17 protein-coding genes and 1 tRNA gene are annotated in these 17,660 nt (G+C 67.0%); 5 read left to right on the plus strand and 13 right to left on the minus strand.

All coding sequences use genetic code 11. The annotated features are described in order from the left end of the window. Positions 1-9: 9 nt before the first annotated feature. A complete protein-coding gene (locus tag ACJ7C5_RS00890; RefSeq protein ID WP_049443545.1) occupies positions 10-390 on the minus strand; it encodes a response regulator in 381 nt (126 codons plus the stop codon). Positions 391-522: 132 nt separating this feature from the next. On the opposite strand from ACJ7C5_RS00890, the gene ACJ7C5_RS00895 reads away from it, so the two are divergent. The 3 genes from ACJ7C5_RS00895 to ACJ7C5_RS00905 all read left to right on the plus strand — a co-directional run bounded on the left by ACJ7C5_RS00895 (position 523) and on the right by ACJ7C5_RS00905 (position 2,778). Then, positions 523-608: transfer RNA gene (locus tag ACJ7C5_RS00895), tRNA-Leu, on the plus strand. Positions 609-678: 70 nt separating this feature from the next. Beyond that, positions 679-1,224, plus strand: coding sequence for a GNAT family N-acetyltransferase (locus tag ACJ7C5_RS00900; protein ID WP_412702806.1), 546 nt, complete (start codon positions 679-681; stop codon positions 1,222-1,224). 114 nt (positions 1,225-1,338) lie between these two features. Beyond that, positions 1,339-2,778, plus strand: coding sequence for a GGDEF domain-containing protein (locus tag ACJ7C5_RS00905; protein WP_412702807.1), 1,440 nt, complete (start codon positions 1,339-1,341; stop codon positions 2,776-2,778). On the opposite strand, the gene ACJ7C5_RS00910 is transcribed toward ACJ7C5_RS00905, so the two are convergent. Beyond that, positions 2,775-4,601 carry a methyl-accepting chemotaxis protein gene (locus ACJ7C5_RS00910; RefSeq protein ID WP_412702808.1) on the minus strand — a complete coding sequence of 609 codons (1,827 nt, stop codon included), beginning with the start codon at positions 4,599-4,601 and terminating at the stop codon, positions 2,775-2,777. The genes ACJ7C5_RS00905 and ACJ7C5_RS00910 overlap by 4 nt on opposite strands. A 254-nt stretch (positions 4,602-4,855) precedes the next feature. After that, positions 4,856-5,440 (minus strand): GNAT family N-acetyltransferase, encoded by a 585-nt coding sequence (locus ACJ7C5_RS00915; protein WP_412702809.1) that lies wholly within the window; start codon positions 5,438-5,440, stop codon positions 4,856-4,858. A gap of 111 nt (positions 5,441-5,551) precedes the next feature. Between ACJ7C5_RS00915 and ACJ7C5_RS00920 the strand changes: the two genes are divergently transcribed. Further along, positions 5,552-6,640 (plus strand): DUF5694 domain-containing protein, encoded by a 1,089-nt coding sequence (locus ACJ7C5_RS00920; RefSeq protein WP_097049222.1) that lies wholly within the window; start codon positions 5,552-5,554, stop codon positions 6,638-6,640. A gap of 39 nt (positions 6,641-6,679) precedes the next feature. On the opposite strand, the gene ACJ7C5_RS00925 is transcribed toward ACJ7C5_RS00920, so the two are convergent. From ACJ7C5_RS00925 to ACJ7C5_RS00955, 7 genes are all read right to left on the minus strand, one after another. Continuing rightward, the gene (locus ACJ7C5_RS00925) at positions 6,680-6,910 is read right to left on the minus strand and encodes a hypothetical protein (protein ID WP_097049223.1); all 231 of its coding nucleotides are present in this window, start codon (positions 6,908-6,910) and stop codon (positions 6,680-6,682) included. A 62-nt stretch (positions 6,911-6,972) separates the two neighbouring features. Then, a complete protein-coding gene (locus ACJ7C5_RS00930; RefSeq protein WP_412702810.1) occupies positions 6,973-9,162 on the minus strand; it encodes a PAS domain S-box protein in 2,190 nt (729 codons plus the stop codon). 207 nt (positions 9,163-9,369) lie between these two features. Further along, positions 9,370-11,757, minus strand: coding sequence for a Tex family protein (locus ACJ7C5_RS00935; RefSeq protein ID WP_412702811.1), 2,388 nt, complete (start codon positions 11,755-11,757; stop codon positions 9,370-9,372). A 207-nt stretch (positions 11,758-11,964) separates the two neighbouring features. After that, positions 11,965-12,180 carry a hypothetical protein gene (locus ACJ7C5_RS00940; RefSeq protein ID WP_005417149.1) on the minus strand — a complete coding sequence of 72 codons (216 nt, stop codon included), beginning with the start codon at positions 12,178-12,180 and terminating at the stop codon, positions 11,965-11,967. 747 nt (positions 12,181-12,927) lie between these two features. Then, complete coding sequence (locus tag ACJ7C5_RS00945; protein WP_412702812.1) at positions 12,928-13,380, minus strand: hypothetical protein; 453 nt, start codon at positions 13,378-13,380, stop codon at positions 12,928-12,930. After that, positions 13,377-13,580, minus strand: coding sequence for a PspC domain-containing protein (locus ACJ7C5_RS00950; RefSeq protein WP_010484929.1), 204 nt, complete (start codon positions 13,578-13,580; stop codon positions 13,377-13,379). The genes ACJ7C5_RS00945 and ACJ7C5_RS00950 overlap by 4 nt, the downstream gene beginning before the upstream one ends. A 64-nt stretch (positions 13,581-13,644) precedes the next feature. Beyond that, on the minus strand, positions 13,645-13,977 hold the full coding sequence (locus ACJ7C5_RS00955) for a YfeK family protein (RefSeq protein ID WP_412702813.1): 333 nt from the start codon (positions 13,975-13,977) through the stop codon (positions 13,645-13,647). Between the two features lie 110 nt (positions 13,978-14,087). On the opposite strand from ACJ7C5_RS00955, the gene ACJ7C5_RS00960 reads away from it, so the two are divergent. Further along, positions 14,088-14,591 carry a DUF4822 domain-containing protein gene (locus tag ACJ7C5_RS00960; RefSeq protein WP_176433074.1) on the plus strand — a complete coding sequence of 168 codons (504 nt, stop codon included), beginning with the start codon at positions 14,088-14,090 and terminating at the stop codon, positions 14,589-14,591. Between the two features lie 58 nt (positions 14,592-14,649). Here ACJ7C5_RS00960 and phaC read toward each other — a convergent pair whose 3' ends face one another. The 3 genes from phaC to ACJ7C5_RS00975 are packed head-to-tail and all read right to left on the minus strand — an operon-like array spanning position 14,650 to position 17,415. Further along, positions 14,650-15,717 carry a class III poly(R)-hydroxyalkanoic acid synthase subunit PhaC gene (gene phaC / locus ACJ7C5_RS00965; protein ID WP_412702814.1) on the minus strand — a complete coding sequence of 356 codons (1,068 nt, stop codon included), beginning with the start codon at positions 15,715-15,717 and terminating at the stop codon, positions 14,650-14,652. After that, positions 15,714-16,778, minus strand: coding sequence for a class III poly(R)-hydroxyalkanoic acid synthase subunit PhaE (phaE, locus tag ACJ7C5_RS00970; RefSeq protein ID WP_285317878.1), 1,065 nt, complete (start codon positions 16,776-16,778; stop codon positions 15,714-15,716). The genes phaC and phaE overlap by 4 nt, the downstream gene beginning before the upstream one ends. Positions 16,779-16,800: 22 nt before the next feature. After that, the gene (locus ACJ7C5_RS00975; protein ID WP_014037616.1) at positions 16,801-17,415 is read right to left on the minus strand and encodes a CDP-alcohol phosphatidyltransferase family protein; all 615 of its coding nucleotides are present in this window, start codon (positions 17,413-17,415) and stop codon (positions 16,801-16,803) included. Between the last annotated feature and the right edge of the window lie 245 nt (positions 17,416-17,660).

The raw sequence follows: 17,660 nt of genomic DNA on the forward strand, positions 1-17,660 counted from the left end.
ACGCAGGTCTCAGGCCTTGACCCGGGAGCGACCCACGGCACGCACCAGCGCCTGGCACAGATCCGCCGACAGGTACGGCTTGACCAGCAGCACGCCGGTCAGCATCGACGCCGGCAACTGCTCGGCCAGCATCCCGGTCGCCAGTACGAACGGCACGCCGCGTGCCGACAACGCTGCAGCCACCGGCTCACTGGTCTCGTTCCGGGCCAGGCGGTAGTCGAGCAGAGCCACGTCTGGAGAGCTTTCCTTCAACAGGCGCAGTGCCTCATCCACGCTCGCCGCCAACCCGACCACGGTCGCGCCGGCATGCACCAGCTGCATCTGCAGCAGTGCGGCACTCATCTCGTCGTTCTCGACCACCAGCACCCTCAGGTCCTGCAACACTGTCATCGGCTACCGCTCCTGGAGGCATTCAAGCCGCCGCAGTATAGCCATCACAGAGTCGATGCCGACAGGAAGCGCCCCGATTGGCCTTGCCTCTATGAAAGCCGTGCCGACCTCGGTTACACTCGCATGCTGCCTGCCGGTGTGGCGGAATGGTATACGCAGCTGACTCAAAATCAGCCGGGGGTGACCCCATGAAGGTTCGAGTCCTTTCACCGGCACCACTGCATCAAAGGCCAGGTCCTCGACCTGGCCTTTTGCTTTTCCAGGCTCAGGATGCCCACACTGCCCGGCATGCCTGCGTCACTTCTGCCGTCACTTCCAGACACCCTGCCCGCACGCCTGCGCGCCCTGCGGATGGATGATGCGGCCGCATGGTCCCGCTACCTGTCTCTGCCGGGCGTGATCGAACACACCAGCTGGGACGAGGTCTCGGAAGCCGCATTGCGCCAGCTGATCGCCGGTTACCTGCCCACGTCCCCCGACCAGCGCTGGGCACTGGTGGATGCCGGCGACCGCCTGATCGGCACCTTCGGCCTGAACGGCATCGACCTCCTGCATGGCCGCGGCGAGCTCGCCTATGACCTCGACCCGCACTGGCAGGGACAGGGGCTGGCCACGCAGGCGGCACGCGCGGTGCTCGACTGGGGTCATGCGGTACGGTCCCTGACGCGCATCCAGGCGACCGTTCTGGACAGCAACGCCCGCTCGATCGCCGTGCTGGAACGCCTCGACATGCAGCGCGAAGGACTGCTGCACGCCTATCGCAAGGTGCGGGGTCGCCCCCGGAATTTCTGGATGTACGCCCACCTTGAGGGCACCGTCGCGTCACCCCTGTGAAATACAACTGCGACTTCTGACAAGGTTGTCACTAGACGCAGCGCACACTTTTCTTGCCAGCCTCACGTACATCTGCCTATCGTGATCCTGCCGGATCCGGGGGCGGGGGAATGCATGACGTTGCGTGCTGCACTGTTTTTTCTGGTCACGCACGCGCTCGTCATTGCCTTGATCGGCCCCCAGGACCCGGTCGGTTCCTACCTGATGCTGATCACCGCCCCGCTGCTGGCTGCACTGGCCTGCGTGCGGCGCGCACGTGACAGCCAGGCCGCCTGCAAATGGCGGACGCTGGGCGCTGCCGTGGGCCTGTTCTCGCTTGCATTGCTGGCCCTGCTGTACCGCAACGTGGCCGGCCTCGACCCTGCGCAGATGACCGCGTCATCCTTGATCCTGTACGTGTTCTACCGGATTCCACTGACCTACGTGGCCGCCAGCCCGGGCGGCGGGAACCGCTGCATCCGTGCGGTGGACCTGGCGATCATCGCGTTGCTGTGGCTGTTGTACTACGGGCATACGCGGGCGATGGCACCGCTGAACACGGCCTTGTGGACGCAATGCCTGAACACCATGAGCAGCGTGCAGAACAGCCTGGTGTTCTGCTTCGCACTGATCCGCTTCCTGGCCGAGGACAACCCGGACCGCCGCGATTTTTTCCGGACGCTGACGATCTACGCGCTGGGCTACTTCCTGCTGGCCTTCTACATCAACACCTACCAGCCGCAGGTTCCCGACGGCAACTGGGGCGACCTGCTGATCAGCGGACTGTTCGTACTGCTGGCCATCATGGCCGGCAGCAACCGTCGCCGCTCTGCAGCACAGGTATCGCCCAACCTGCGCCGCATCGTCGATGCCGGTGTGCCACTGATGCTGCCGTTGCTGCTGATGATGGTGGCGCTGCTGGTCGCACGCCTGCAGCCGACCCTGGCCACGGTCGGCTTCATCGGCGCCCTGCTCGGCTATGCGCTGCGCAGCGTGCTGAGCCAGGCCGAGATCCAGCGCCAGCGCGATGAGCTGGAAACACTGGCCCGGCGCGATCCGCTGACCGGGCTGGGCAACCGGCGCAGCTTCGATGAATCGCTTGGCGCGGCCCACCGCCGCGCTCGCCGCCAAGGCCTGGGCCTGGCCGTGCTGATGATCGACATCGATCACTTCAAGCGGCTCAATGACACCTACGGTCACCCTGAAGGTGACCGCCGCCTGCGCGCCGTTGCCGCGATCCTCGACGGCTGCCTGCAGCGCGGTGATGACCTGCTGGCCCGCTACGGTGGCGAGGAGTTCATCGCCGCCCTGCCCTCATCCGACACCTCGCATGCGCTGGATCTGGGCGAGCGATTGCGTGCTGCTGTCGAATACGCGGCGTTGCCCGCCCCGGACGGCCATGTGACCATCAGCGTCGGCGTCGCCTGGCAGTCCGCCAGCGACCAGCGCGAGCCGGATGATCTGGTCGACCGCGCCGACCAGGCCCTGTACCGGGCCAAGCACGCCGGCCGCAACTGCGTGCAGCTCGCCCCGGCCGAGGTGGCCGGGGAAGCGACTGCCGGACGCCGCGCCTAGACCGCGTGCAGCGCGGCCACCCCATGCGGATGGCCGCCCCCGCCCTGCACACGGAAGCTCGCCACGGTCTGCAGCAGTTGCGCCGACTGTTCCTCCATGCTGCGTGCCGCCGCCGAGGCCTCCTCGACCAGCGCCGCGTTCTGCTGGGTGCCCTGGTCGATCAGATCGACGGCATGGTTCATCTGCTGGATGTCGTCACTCTGCTGCTGCGAGGCAGTGCTGATCTCGGTCATCAGGTCGCTCACCCGGCGGACGTTGGTCACGATTTCATCCATGGTGCGGCCCGCGCTCTCGACCTGGGCGGTGCCGGCCCCCACATTGGCAACCGACTCGTCGATCAGGTGCTTGATCTCTTTGGCTGCGCTGGCCGAACGCTGCGACAGCTCACGGATCTCGGTGGCGACCACGGCGAAGCCACGGCCATGTTCACCGGCACGTGCGGCCTCCACCGCTGCATTCAGCGCCAGGATATTGGTCTGGAAGGCGATGCCATCGATCACGCCGATGATGTCGACGATGCGCCGCGAGGACGCGTTGATCACCGCCATGGTCTCGACCACTTCGTGCACCACGTTGCCGCCGCGGGCGGCGACGTCGGCGGCGCCACCGGCCAGCTGGCTGGCCTGCCGTGCGTTGGTCGCGGTGCGCTGCACGGTCTCGGCCAGGCCCTTCATCGAAACAGCGGTCTCCTCCAGCGAGGCGGCCTGCTGTTCGGTGCGCTGCGACAGATCGCTGTTGCCCTGCGCGATTTCGGTGGCACCGACCGCAATGGTGTCGGCAGCGAACTTGATCTGGCCAATGATGGCGGCCATCGCCTCGACCAGCGCGTTCACGCCCTCGCACAGCTCCGCGATCGAGCCCTGCTTGTCGGCCATGGCGACGCGCCGGGTCAGATCGCCCTGTTTGGCAGCCGCCACCACTTCCCGGGTCTGCGCCACCGCGCGCTGCATGGCCTGGTTCTCATGCACCTGCGCGGTGATGTCGGTCGCGTACTTGACGACCTTGAACGGCTTCCCGTTGAGGTCGAGGATGGGGTTGTAGGAGGCCTGGATCCATACCTCGCGCCCGCCCTTGCCCAAGCGACGATACTGGCCGGCATCGTATTCGCCGCGTCCGAGCTTCTCCCAGAAGCGGCGGTACTCATCACTGCTGCGATGGCCCGGCTCGACGAACAGTGAGTGGTGCTGTCCACGCACCTCATCCAGGCTGTAGCCGGTGACGGAGAGGAAGTTCTCGTTGGCCGAGAGAATGCGCCCATCCATGCTGAACTCGATCACCGCCTGCGATTTGGCGATCGCGGCCAGCTGCCCGGCCGAATCGGCCGCCTGCAGTTTCTGCGCGGTGATGTCGGTGGCGAACTTGACCACCTTGTACGGCCGCCCCTGGCGGTCCAGCACCGGGTTGTACGATGCCTGGATCCAGATCTCGCGCTGCCCCTTGCCGAAGCGGCGGTACTGTCCGGCGTCATATTCGCCGCGCCCCAACCGCGCCCAGAAGTCGCGGTATTCGGCGCTACGCGCCTGTTCGGGGTCGACGAACAGGGAATGATGCTTGCCCTGGATCTCGTCCAGCCGGTAGCCCATCGCCTGCAGGAAATTGTCATTGGCCTGCAGGATGGTGCCGTCGAGCGCGAACTCGATGACCGCCTGCACGCGATGCAGCGCCGCGACCTGGGCTTCAAGTTCGGCGCGGTCGGTTGCCGCCGGCTCGGTGCGGGTGCGCTGCTGCGGAGCAAGTGCGCCCAGCAGCGCGCGCCACGGCGACCAGCGGGTATGCAGCTCGGCCGGCGCCTGCGCGCCCGCCGTGAAGCCTGGAATGAGCATTGTCTGATCCTCGGTGTCCGGTAAGCGGTTGCGACCCGACGGGCGGGATGCCCGGCGGCAACTTCAGTTGCTTGGGACTACAGGTACCGGCAGGCACCCCTCGAGCGGCTGGCAAGAACGTCTGGTGCGGGTGCGATCGGCATAGGGAACGGCGGAACACACAGCGCGGACCGCCCATCGGGGGCAGCCTGGGGTCCTGCAGCGGGTGACTGGAGCGGGATCCAGAGGGGATATCGGCGATGGGGATCGGGGCTTTAGCCGGATTCCGCGACGTCCGTCGCAACTCCAGGCATACGCGCAGGAATGCGATAGACGATCGCCGTGTACTTCACTTCCTGCTCACGCGCAACGGGCACGCCCCCCAGGGATTCGGCCAGACGCCGACTCGGCGCGTTCTGCTCGGCCACCGGATAGCGGAATGCCGCGCATCGCAGGCGCCCCGAAGCCCACGACCACACCGCCGCCACGGCTTCCCGGCCGTAGCCCTGCCCATGCATCGCTTCGTCGATCCAGATGCCGAGTTCGGGCTCGTCGTCCATGGTTCGATGCAGGCCGGCCAGACCAAGGAACGTGTCATCGTCACGTCGGCGGATGACAAAGGTGATGTCCGTCCCCTCGGCGATGGTGGGCAACCACGCCTGCCAGACCGCAGTAAAGGCCTCCTCCGACGGCGGCGGTTCGAAGGCCATGTAGCGCGTCAGCCCCGGCGTGATCGCTGCGAATGCCTCATCGGCATCCGCCGCCGTGAAAGGCCGCAGGCACAACCTCGCACTTTCGATCGCCTGGTTGCCTGGGGTCATGTCCTGCAGCACGATTCCATTGAATCCAGCCTCGCTCAAGAGACGCGTGCAACGCAAGCCGAATGGGCCATGACCAACGGGGGATTCCCGGAGGCAGGGAAACGGCCAGCATGCAGTGACCTGAAGGATGTTCACGGACACGGAGATCACATGTTTGCACGCTTGGCCAGCTACCTCTTCCTGGGACTGTGCAGTACCAGTGCCCTGGCTACCGATGCCGCCTATCGGCCGTCCTTCCATCCCGACCAGCTGAAGGGTCCGCCTGCGGGTCGCCCGAACGAGGTGCTGGTGCTGGGCAGCCCGCATCTGTCCAGCCTGCCGAAGACCTTCAAGCCGGCAATGCTGGAGCCCTTGCTGCAACGTCTGCAGGCCTGGCAGCCAACGGTGATCGCGGTGGAGAACCTGTCCGGCCTGCAGTGCGACTTCATGCGTCGCAATCCAGGCCGCTATGCCGGAAGTGTCGAGGACTACTGCGTCGATCCGGCACCGGCGCAGGCAGCAACCGGCCTGGACGTCCCCAGCGCCAACGCCGAGATGGAGCGCCTGCTTGCGGACTGGCCAAGCAAACCCACCGCCGCCCAGCGGCGCCGATTGGCCGCGGTTTTCCTCGCTGCAGGCGAGAACGGTTCGGCCGTCGTGCAGTGGCTGCGGTTGCCCGGCGAAGAGCGTCGTGCCGGTGACAGCCTGACCCCTGAACTGGTGCGCTATCTCGACACCCGCATGACCAGGCCGGACGAAGTGGGCATGGTCGCAGGCGTACTGGCCGCACGGCTGGGTCTTGAACGGTTGTGGTCGGTCGATGACCACACCGCGGATTCGCCCACGCCAGAATCCCGGAGGAAGGCCTACATCGCAGCCATCCGGGCCGCCTGGGACAATCCATTCGTCAAGACGCGAATGGCCGCTGACGAGCAACTCGAGGCCAACCTCGACAAACCCGAGGGGCTGCTGGCGATGTATCGCGCCTACAACACCTCGGACGCCGCGATGATGGCCTACAACAGCGACTTCGGTGCGACCCTGGTGGAACCATCACCCGAGGGCTTCGGCCGCAACTATGTGGGCTACTGGGAAACCCGCAACCTGCGCATGGTCGCCAACATGCGCGACGTACTTGGGCAACAGCCGGGGGCGCGCATGCTGACCATCGTCGGCGCCTCGCACAAGGGCTACTACGAGGCTTACCTCAACCTGATGCACGACGTGCAGCTGGTCAGTTCGGATGAAGTACTGCGCTGATGCAACATGACATGGGGGATGCGGTTACCGTCCACCGCATCACTCCACCGCGTTCCTGCCCGCCCGCCACAGCACGATGCTGGCGGCACCGATGCAGGACAGCGTGAACACCAGCAGGGCGACCGCGCCGCCCTGCAGCACCGGCAGCAGGGCCTGCGCGTGCAGGTCGCCGCGCAGCTGTTCCGCACGCAGGCAGGCGGCCAGCGCGAGGCACCAGCCAACCATCGCCGGGGCGTAGGCCCGCATCGCAACCGGGTTCCAGACCTTCATGGGATCACCTGCATGAGTGGATGTGCGCGCAGTATTCGCGCACGTCCTCTCACAGGCTGAGATCAGCTCTCGGTCGGGTCGATGTCGTCACCCGGCAGCTCACTGGCCTCGCCCTGCACCTGTACGTTGTTGCGACCCATCGCCTTGGCCCGGTAGCACTGGGCATCAGCCGCTGCCACGGCCTGGTCCACGCTCATCCCACCCGCCAATGGCGCGATACCGATGCTGGCGCCCACATGCAGGCGGTCCCGGTCCCACGGAATCGACAGCGATGCCAAGGTGTGCAGTAGTTCAGCACCGATGCGGGCCGCGCGGCGCGGCGTACACCCGGACAGGATCACCGCGAACTCGTCGCCGCCCAGCCGCGCCACCACGTCCGAATCGCGCACGCCGTGGCGCAGCACGCTGGCCACCGCCCACAGCACGGCATCGCCGGCCAGATGGCCCCAGGTGTCATTGACCGGCTTGAAGCGGTCCAGGTCGATGTACATCAACGAGGCGGCCTGGCCGGTGCGCTCGACGCGGGTGATGGCCTGCTGCAGGTGAACCTCGAAACCACGGCGGTTGCTCAGCTCGGTCAGCGGATCGATCTCGGCCAGGTGGCGGGCTTCGCGCTGGCGCGCACGCTGCTGGGTGTCGTCGCGCAGTACCCAGACCGCGCCACGCACATGGCCTTCGTCATCGCGCAGCCACGCGCGGGTCAGGTCCACCGGTACCGTGGCGGTGCCGAGACGAAGCAACAGATCGGCATGCAGGTCCACGGCATTGCTTTCCGGGTCCAGCAGTACCGAGACATCCAGCACCGAGCCCGGCGCGTACTCGGTGGTCAGCGCCAGCACGTCCTGCACCTTGTGCCCGGCCAGCGACAGTGCACCGTCGCCCGCCAGCGTGCGCACCGCGGCGGCATTGGCGTAGTCGATACGGCCATCCAGGCTGACACTGAGCACCAGATCGGCCACCGCATCAAGCGTGATACGACTGCGCTGCTCGCTCTCGAACAGGCGCTGCTCGCTGCTGCGCTGGGCGCTGATGTCCTGGATCTGCGACACGAAATGCAGCGGCTCGCCGTGCTCGTTGCGCACCAGCGATACCGACAGCCGCGCCCAGATCACGCGTCCATCGCGATCGAGGTAGCGCTTTTCAAGGTGATAGTGGCTGCGCCGCCCGGCCAGCAGGTCCTGCACCAGGGCCAGATCGGTCTGCAGGTCGTCGGGATGGGTCAGCCGCTGGAAATCGACCTGCAGCAGCTCTTCGCGCGGGTAGCCCAGGATCCGGCACAGCGCGTCGTTGACGTCCAGCCAGCGTCCTTCCAGCGACACCAGTGCCATGCCCAGCGCGGCGGAGGTGAACGCCCCGGCGAACTTCTCCGCCGACAGCCGCGCTTCGGCGCGCGCCTGCAGGATCTCGGTGATGTCGATGGCCATGCCGACGTAGCCGATGCGCGCTCCATCGGCACTCTCCATGCGGCTGATCGACAGGCGCACCTGGCGAGACTGGCCATCCTTGCGCAGCAGCGTCCACTGCCGCGAGTAGGTCTGCCCGTCCGCACGCGCGCTCAGCGCCTCGAAGACGCCGGGCAGATTGCCATCGGCATCGGCCAGCGGCTGCAACCAGGCCTGCAGTTCGGCCGGATCATGGAAGGCATCCAGGCGGCGCTGGCCGACTACCTCCGACGCGGTATAACCGAGCAGGCGCTGTGCGCCGGTGTTGAACAGGGTGATGGTGCCGTCGGTATCGGTGGCGATCACCGCCACCTCGTCGGAGGCATCGACCACCGCCTGCAGGCGCTGGCGGGTCTCGGCCGCATCCTGGCGGGCCTGCTGCAGCTCGGTCACATCGGCATGGGCACCGGCCATCCACAGCGGTTTGCCCTGCCCATCCCACTCAAAGACCCGGCCACGGTCCTGGATCCAGATCCAGTGGCCATTCTTGTGGCGCATGCGCAGCAGGCAGGCGTAGTTGTCGGCGCGCCCTTCAAAATGCTCATCCAGCGCTGCATCGGACAACGCGATGTCATCCGGGTGCACCAGCTTCAGGAAGGTCTTCTGGCAGATCGGTTCCAGTTCTTCCAGGCGGTAGCCGACGATCTCGGCCCAGCGCGCATTGACCCGCATCTCGCCGGTCTGCACGTTCCATTCCCATGTGCCCGCAGCGGTGCCATCGATGATCATCGCCAGCCGGCGGCGTTCTTCGGCCAGCTCCTGCAGGCGCCGCTCCAGCAGCCCGTTACCGTTGTTTCCCTGGCCCGCCATCACTCCGGTCCCCTGCCGGCACGGGCAGGCGCCGACCGCAGCGAAGCGCTGCAGCCTGCGACGAAGACGGCGGGTCCTGCTGGCGTCATGGCCCTCCCCAGCGACAGCGGGGAGGCCGAAGGCCCCCCTCAGGCGCAAGTGTGCGCAATCACGGGGAAAACCGACAAGTCCCCCGCCCCGGATCAACCGTGACGGGGGGCACGATCCTCAGCTGCGCTTCGCCCGGGCAAAGGCCTCGGCCAGGGCATTGTTGGCCGGCGGCGCAGACTGGGCGGGACGGCCGCCAGCGCCCTGGCCGCGGTTCGGTCCACGGTTCTGGCCGCCCGCGTCACGGCGCGGCCCCTGGCCCTGGCCGCGCTCATCGCGCTGGCCCGGGCGGCTGGTGGCCTGGCCCGGGGTATCGTCCAGGCGCCGGGTCAGGGCGATGCGCTTGCGCGCCACGTCCACCTCCAGCACCTTCACCTTGACGATGTCACCGGCCTTGACCACGTCGCGCGGGTCCTTCACGAAGGTATCGGAGAGCGCCGAAATGTGGATCAGGCCGTCCTGGTGCACGCCGATATCGACAAAGGCCCCGAAGGCGGCCACGTTGCTGACCACGCCTTCCAGCACCATGCCTTCGCGCAGGTCCTTGATGTCCTCCACGCCCTCGGCAAAACGCGCCGCCTTGAACTCCGGACGCGGATCGCGGCCCGGCTTTTCCAGTTCCTTGAGGATGTCGCGCACGGTCGGCACGCCGAAGGTGGCATCGGTGAACTGTTCGGCCTTCAGGCCACGCAGGAAGCTGCCGTCACCGATCAGCGCCTTGATCGGACGTGCGGTGCTGGCCACGATGCGCTCGACCACCGGATAGGCTTCCGGGTGCACCGCCGAGGCATCCAGCGGCTGATCGCCGTCGGCGATGCGCAGGAAGCCGGCGCACTGTTCGAAGGTCTTCTCGCCCAGGCGCGCGACCTTCAGCAGATCCTTGCGACGTTTGAACGGGCCGTTGTCGTCACGATGGCGCACGATGTTCTCGGCCACCGTGGCCGACAGGCCGGACACCCGTGACAGCAGCGCAGCCGACGCGGTGTTCACGTACACGCCGACCGCGTTCACGCAGTCCTCCACGCGCGCATCCAGCGCCCGTGCCAGGCGGTACTGATCCACGTCGTGCTGGTACTGGCCGACGCCGATCGCCTTGGGCTCGATCTTGACCAGCTCGGCCAGCGGGTCCTGCAGGCGGCGCGCGATCGACACCGCACCGCGCAGCGACACATCCAGCCCCGGGAACTCCTTGGCCGCGAACTCGGAGGCCGAGTACACCGAGGCGCCGGCCTCACTGACCACCACCTTCTGCAGCTTCGGGTTGGCGACAGCCTTGATCGCTTCGCCGGCCAGCTTGTCGGTTTCGCGGCTGGCGGTGCCGTTGCCGATCGCGATCAGTTCCACGTTGTGCCTGGCGCACAGCTGCTTGATCGTCTGCAGCGACTGCTCCCACTGGCGACGCGGCTCATGCGGGTAGATGGTGTCGGTGGCGACCAGCTTGCCGGTGGCATCGACCACGGCAATCTTGCAGCCGGTACGGATGCCCGGGTCCAGGCCGAGTACGGTCTTCGGGCCGGCCGGTGCGGCCAGCAGCAGGTCCTTCAGGTTGTCGCCGAACACCGCGATGGCTTCGGCTTCGGCCTTTTCGCGGGCCTGGTTGAACAGGTCCAGCAGCAGATGGGTGTGCAGCTTGGCACGCCAGGTCAGGCGGCAGGCATCCAGCAGCCAGCGGTCGGCGGCACGGCCCTGGTCGGCGATGCCGGCCTTGCGCGCCACGCGTCCCTCGGCGTACTGATGGCCGGCCTCGGCATCGCTGCCCGGGTCCAGTTCCAGGAACAGGATCTCCTCGCGGCGCGCACGGAACAGTGCCAGCAAGCGGTGCGATGGAATCTTCGCCAGCGCCTCCGCATGCTCGAAGTAATCGCGGTACTTGGCGCCTTCGGTTTCCTTGCCCTCGGCCACGCGGGCGCGGATCACGCCCGTCTCGCCCAGCCAGGTGCGCAGCTCGCCAACCAGCGCGGCATCTTCGCCCCAGCGCTCCATCAGGATCGCGCGGGCGCCTTCCAGCGCGGCCTTGGTGTCGGCCACGCCCTTGTCGGTGTCGACAAAGGTGGCCGCGAAGACCTGCGGGTCCTGCGTCGGGTCGGCCAGCAGGCCATCGGCCAGCGGCTCCAGACCGGCCTCGCGGGCGATCTGGGCGCGGGTACGGCGCTTGGGCTTGTACGGCAGGTACAGGTCTTCCAGCCGGCTCTTGGTATCGGCGGCCAGGATGTCGTTGCGCAGTTCGTCGCTGAGCTTGCCCTGCTCGCCGATGCTGGCCAGCACCGCCGCGCGACGGTCTTCCAGTTCGCGCAGGTAGGTGAGGCGCACTTCCAGGTTGCGCAACTGGGTGTCGTCCAGACCCCCGGTCACTTCCTTGCGGTAGCGCGCGATGAACGGAACGCTGGCGCCTTCGTCGAGCAGGCCGACGGCGGCACGTACCTGGGCGGACTGGGCACCGATCTCGTCGGCGATGGTCTGGGCGATCTGCTGGGCGAGCGCGCTCTGGGCGTTCTTGGCGTCGTGCATTGCTTCAGGTCTGTGCCGCGTTTCGGGAAGACCCCATTCTGGCAACCCACGACGGAGCCGGACAAGGCATTGACAGGGGGCGAGGTTCAGCGGCCAAGCCGGATTGGACGCCGGCATCCTGGCGAAGAGAGGGCTCGGACTGGCCCTGGGCTGGGATGCCGGCGCGGGCGCACGATGGTGGGCGCGCCCTGCCGCGTGTTGCGAAGGTCAGCGGTAGTGGCGGGCGGCGCGCTGCATGACGATATCGTCACGCATGCCTTCCAGGGCCATCAGGCGGACCTTGCCGACACCCTGCAGTTCCATGAACCGCTCCGTGTAGAACTCCGGCCCCAGCGCGGTGTCGGCGCGGGATTTGCTGAAGCCGTAGGGCACCACGCCCTTCTCGCCATCCTTGCTACCACCGACATAAAGAACGATTGCCATGTGATGTATTCCTCCAAATTGCTACTGCGTACTGCACTCGATGAGCGATGCTGCGAGCTCATCGAGGGAGAGCTTACCGCGTCGAACCTGACTGGAACGTCACGAAGGCTAATGACGATCGGTTGCATGCAGATGACTGCGGGATCGCAGCAGAATGCTTACGGATCTTTAACTTCCGGCTAACGAATCCCCAGAGTATTCCCGCCAACGGCGCAGCCCCTCGTGGCTTGGTCGCGGAATGCGCTTCATGCGATTGGGCCGGGCGGGGTGGGGCCGCGGGACACGCCGTGAACCCGTCCCTGGGGGCTCGATGGCGCCATCCATGGCGCCAACGGTCCCGCGCCCCCACCCCGACCGACCCCTGACAGTTTTCGGGCACGTCCAGCCACGGAAAAGAAAAAAGAAGATCAAAAGCAAAAGCAGCCTGGCTGGCCGCTTTTTGTAGAGCCGAGCCCACGCTCGGCTGCTTTCAGGCCAGTCCGCGAAACCGACCGCAGGCTCGGCTCGCGAGCAAGCGCAGCGCGCGACCCGCTTCTGCTGTTCTTTATTCTCTTCCGTGGCCTGGCGCGCACGGAAACTGTCAGCGGCCGGGTGGGTGGGGCTGGCGGGGTATCCGCGGCATGGATGCCGCGGCTAAGCCCCCATGGATGGGTTCACGGCGTCCCCGCCAGCCCCACCCACCCGGCCAGCCCCAGGAAGCAGGCATTCCGCGACCAAGCCACGAGGGGCTGCGCCGTTGGCTGGAAACTACGGCCACCAGCCACGCCCGAACCGGGCGAAATAATCGGCCGCGCGCTCGAATGGATTGCGCGCACTCACCCCGCCGCACAGCAGGTACACCGGCAGGTACAGCGGCCCCAGCACCATGTACTGGTACACGTGCGCGCGTTCGTGATCGTCCAGCCGGATCAGCGGCTCCACGCCCCACCCCGCCTGGTGCGCATAGGTGCGGCAGGAAATGCCCAGGTCATGGCCGGTATGCAGGATCACATTGCCCAGCGTGATCGCCCCGCCCGGCCCCCACGGCCAGCGGTCGAACACCAGGGCACAGTCCCGCCCGCTCCAGCGCAGCGTCGCGCCGCCGAGCATGCCAGCCAGGCCGCCGATCACGCCGAGCAGGGAATTGGGTGACGTCCACACCGCGCCCAACACCTGCAGCGCGCGCAGCCAGATCGGCCAGGGCTCCGGGGCAGTCTTCAATCGGCCTCGTTCGGCATCAGCAGCCACAGGATCAGGTAGACCAGGATGCCGGGGAAGGCCGCCGAGCCGATCGAGACCAGCACGAACACGATCCGCACCAGCGTGGGGTTCCAGCCGAAGCGGTGGGCGATGCCGCCCATCACGCCGGCAATCATGCGGTCGTTCAATGAACGCGACAGCGTGCGCGGCGTGGTGTTCATGGCGGTTCTCCTGGGCTACGGGAAAAAGCAGTCGAGATGGCTCGACTCTACACCGCCCCCATGTCTACGGCGTGCGGTGGCGCAGGGCCTGCAGGCGTGCGCCGAACCAGGCGGCCGCGGTCTGTTCAGGCTGCCCCGGGCACTGGATGCGATAGGGCTTGCCGCTCATGCTGCTCTGGCTGGCGGCGCGCTCGATGAACTGCTCGGCGCTGTCCACCATGTCTTTCTTCAACAGGTAGTCGTACTTGCGCTGCAGATGCGCTCGCGCATCGCTGCCGTCGTACCAGCTGCCATTGCGCTGGAACCGGCACTGGGAGCCGTCCAGGCTGGAGATCAGCTGGGCGATTTCGCGCTGCGCCTGCGGGCCGGGGGCCGCGTGGGCGACGGAAACGGCCAAGAGCAGAACAACTGACACGACTGCGAGGCTTCGATTTCGGACAAATCCCATGGTGCTCTCTCCCTGCATCCGGTGATTGTAAGCACCACCGGATGCCACAGGAACGCTCCATGCCACGACTTCCCCTTGCCCTGCTGCTTGCATGCGCCACGTTTCGCGCGCCGGCGGCCGACTGTCCGCACGCGGGCGCTGCAGCCCGCACACTTGCCGCTACCGCCTGGCTTACGACGGCGGTGTACGAAGGCGATGACAGGACGCGCAACCTGATCGACCGGTATCCGGCCGTGGTCGGCGTATCGCTCTGGGATGCCTGCAGCAACCGGTTCGAGTACTTCGATCCTGAAGACGGCGCTTCGCGCCTTGCCAAGGGCGGTGGCGGCTATTTCCTCTTCACCGGCGATGGCATCCATCAGGTCACGCTGCCGGATCACGGCCCGGTGCTGCGCCGCCGGATGGAAGTCCTCGACGCAGGGACGTTCACCTACTCGCGTCAGGTGCCCCGAGCCTTCATGGAAGGGCATCCTGAAATCACACTCCATGTGGAGCACACGCCCTTCAGGGGAGCGCTGCCGCTACCGGCTCAGCCGGCACAGCCGAGGTCGACGCAGCCCTGAGCGCGGCCTGCAGAAGCGGTGGATGCGGCAGGGATGCCGCTTGCGCCGTTCGCCGGAATCACGCGTCGCGTGCCTTCAGCCAGCCATCGATCGTGGCCGGCACTTCGCGCTGCGCGCGACCAGACACGTAGATGCCGATATGGCCGCCACGGAAACTGGACTCGGTGTAATCCTCGGTGCCCAGGCGTCCACGCATCGCGCGCGAGGCGTCCGGCGGCACCAGATGGTCCTGCTCGGCATAGATGTTCAGCACCGGCAGGGTCACCTGCGACAGATCCACCGCTTCCTCGCCGATCCGCACCGTGCCGTTCATCAGCCCATTGCCCTGGTAGAACTGCTTGATGAAATCGCGGAACGCCTCGCCCGCCAGGTCCGGCGAATCGAAGATCCACTTCTCCATGCGCAGGAAATCCTCCAGCGCGGCCCTGTCATCGAGGATGTCGAGCAGGCCCACGTACTTCTGCACGTTCAGGCGGAACGGCTTGAGCATCAGGTAACTGGCATTCATCAGATCAGCCGGGATGTTGCCCAGCGTGTCGACCAGCAGGTCTACATCCACCTGCTGCGCCCAATGCGAAAGCATGTTGTCGGCCGTCTGGAAATCGACCGGGGTAACCATGGTGATCAGTTTGCCCAGCTTCTGCCGGCGCAGCGCGGCGTAGCACAGCGCGAACACGCCGCCCTGGCAGATGCCCAGCATGTCCACCGGACCACCGCTGCGCGCGCGCAGCGCATCCACCGCGCCATCGATGTAGCGCAGCAGGTAGTCCTCCAGGGTCTGGAAGCGTTCGGAGCGGTCCGGGTAGCCCCAGTCCAGCACGTAAACATCCTGGCCCAGCGCCAGCAGCTTCTGCACCAGCGATCGGTCGGCCTGCAGATCGACCATGTACGGCCGGTTGACCAGCGCGTAGACGATCAGCAGCGGCGTGCGGCGGGTCGGTGCCTGTTCGCCGACGAAGCGGTACAGCACCACCTTGCCGTCGCGCCACACTTCCTCGCGCGCGGTCACGCCATAGTTCACGTCTTCCACCTGCGGCAGCAGCTTCAGCCCTTCCATCAGCTTGCGCTGCATGGCCAGCGTCTCCTGCATCAGGTCATCGGCGTTGAAGCCCAGCGGTCCTTTCATCGGTCACGCGTCCGCGTGGAAGCGCGAGGTGCAGCCTTTTTCGCAGCCGCCTTCTTCGCAGCCGCCTTCTTTGCCGGCGCAGCCTTCTTCGCGGCCTTGCGCGCGACCGGCTTCACCTTCGCTGGCGCTGGCTGTGCCACCGGATCCACCTCGGCGGTACCGGCCAGCACCGCCACCTGTGCCTGCAGGCGGCGCAGGCTGCGCTCCAGCTCGGCGATGCGGCGGTGGGCGGCGTCCATCTCGCTGCGGGTCGGCAGGCCGATCCGTTCACTCATCTGTTCCACCTCGCGCTGCAGGCCGGCCCGCAGCCGCATCTGTGCGTTGCCCAGCGCGGCGTACACCTGCTGGAACGGCTCGGACATGGCGACCTTGGCGTAGGCCTCCTCGGCCACTTCAATCCACAGGTCGAACATCGCGCGGGCGCTGGTCAGCTGGCTGCCGGGCTGCTCGTGCTCGGCCAGCCGCTGCTCGAACAGCGCGAAGGCCTCGTCCAGCGCCTGCTTGATCTGATCGACGTAGGCGCGCGAATGCTGCTGGTATTCCTCCTGCGCACGCAGCAGGGCCTGCCAGCGCGCCTGGTGCTCGCGGCCGGGCCCGAACGCCGGGCTCTGCAGCCACGGGCCCGCCTGCAGCTGGAACTGCTGCAGCCAGGCGGCGAACTCCGGAACCGCGGCACCGGCGTGGGTGCTGCCGCGGGCGCCCTGCAGCATCCATTGCAGCATGCCGTCACCCTGCCCCTGCACCGCTTCGCGCCAGGCCTGGGCGACGTCGGCACTGCTGGCGTCGCGGCCGGCAAACCGTGCGGCGACTTCCTGCATGGTGCCGTACCAGCTGCCCGCCTGTTCGCGGAACCGGCGCACGGCATCTTCCGGCGCACCCTGCCCCTGTTCGGGCAGCAGCTGGCCCCACCAGTCGAACAGCCGTTGCCAGCTGCCAGGGTCATCGCCAGCCGGCGCACCGGGCGTGCTCGCATGGCGCAGGGCATCGCCCCAGGCGCCGAAGTACTGCCGGGCCAGGGTTTCGAAATCACTGCTGCCGGCGTCGTGGGCCGAGCTGGTCATCGCAGGCCTCCGCAGGGCTGGCTCATGGCTTGGGGATACGCAGGGTCTTGCTGATCATCAGCGACCCGGACAGGGCGAACAACAGCACCATCGGGTGCAGCTGCCACGGACCGATCTGCCACTGGCCGAACCAGATGTTCTGGCCGATGGCATCGGTACCGGCGGCGATCGCCAGCACGATCACCAGCAGCAGGCTGGTCGGGATCGGGGTGCCCTCGAAATACGCGACCTTGCCCTCGTCGCCGGCCAGCGCCTCGGCGGTGACGTTGTAGCGTGCCAGGCGGCTGACGCCACAGCAGACGAAGTAGCTCAGCACCAGCCAGTCCCAGCCGCCCTGCATGCCGCACGCATACGCCAGCGCTGCCGGTGCCACGCCGAAGGAGATCACGTCGGACAGCGAGTCCAGTTCGCGGCCGAGGGTCGAGCTGGACTTGCGCCAGCGCGCGATGCGCCCGTCGAGGGCGTCGAAGATGAAGGCCAGCGGGATCAGCGCCATGCCGAACAGCAGGTAGCCGCGCTCGCCATCCTGCAGGAAGCGCATCGCGGCAAACACCGCGCCGGTGCCGCAGAAAGCATTGGCCAGGGTGAACCAGTCGGCCAGCTGGAATTCGCGCAGCATCGAGAAGTGACGTTTCATGGAGTCTCACGGAGCATCAAGGCCCACAGGTTACCGCGAGCGCCGCCGCCGGCGACAGCGCCGACAGGGCTGATTCTTCACCGCTCCCTCACCCACCCTCACCAGCGGTGAATTTTTCGCCACCCATCTTGACAGCCTAGGGGGGTGGCGCCTGTCGCGGCTTATCCACAAAGTTGCCCACGCGTAATCCACACCCCCTGTGGACAACCAGATCTCACCGACTGCGACAGTGGACATTTCCTCAT

Source organism: Nocardiopsis yanglingensis, from assembly GCF_045809185.1.
Classification (GTDB): domain Bacteria; phylum Pseudomonadota; class Gammaproteobacteria; order Xanthomonadales; family Xanthomonadaceae; genus Stenotrophomonas; species Stenotrophomonas yanglingensis.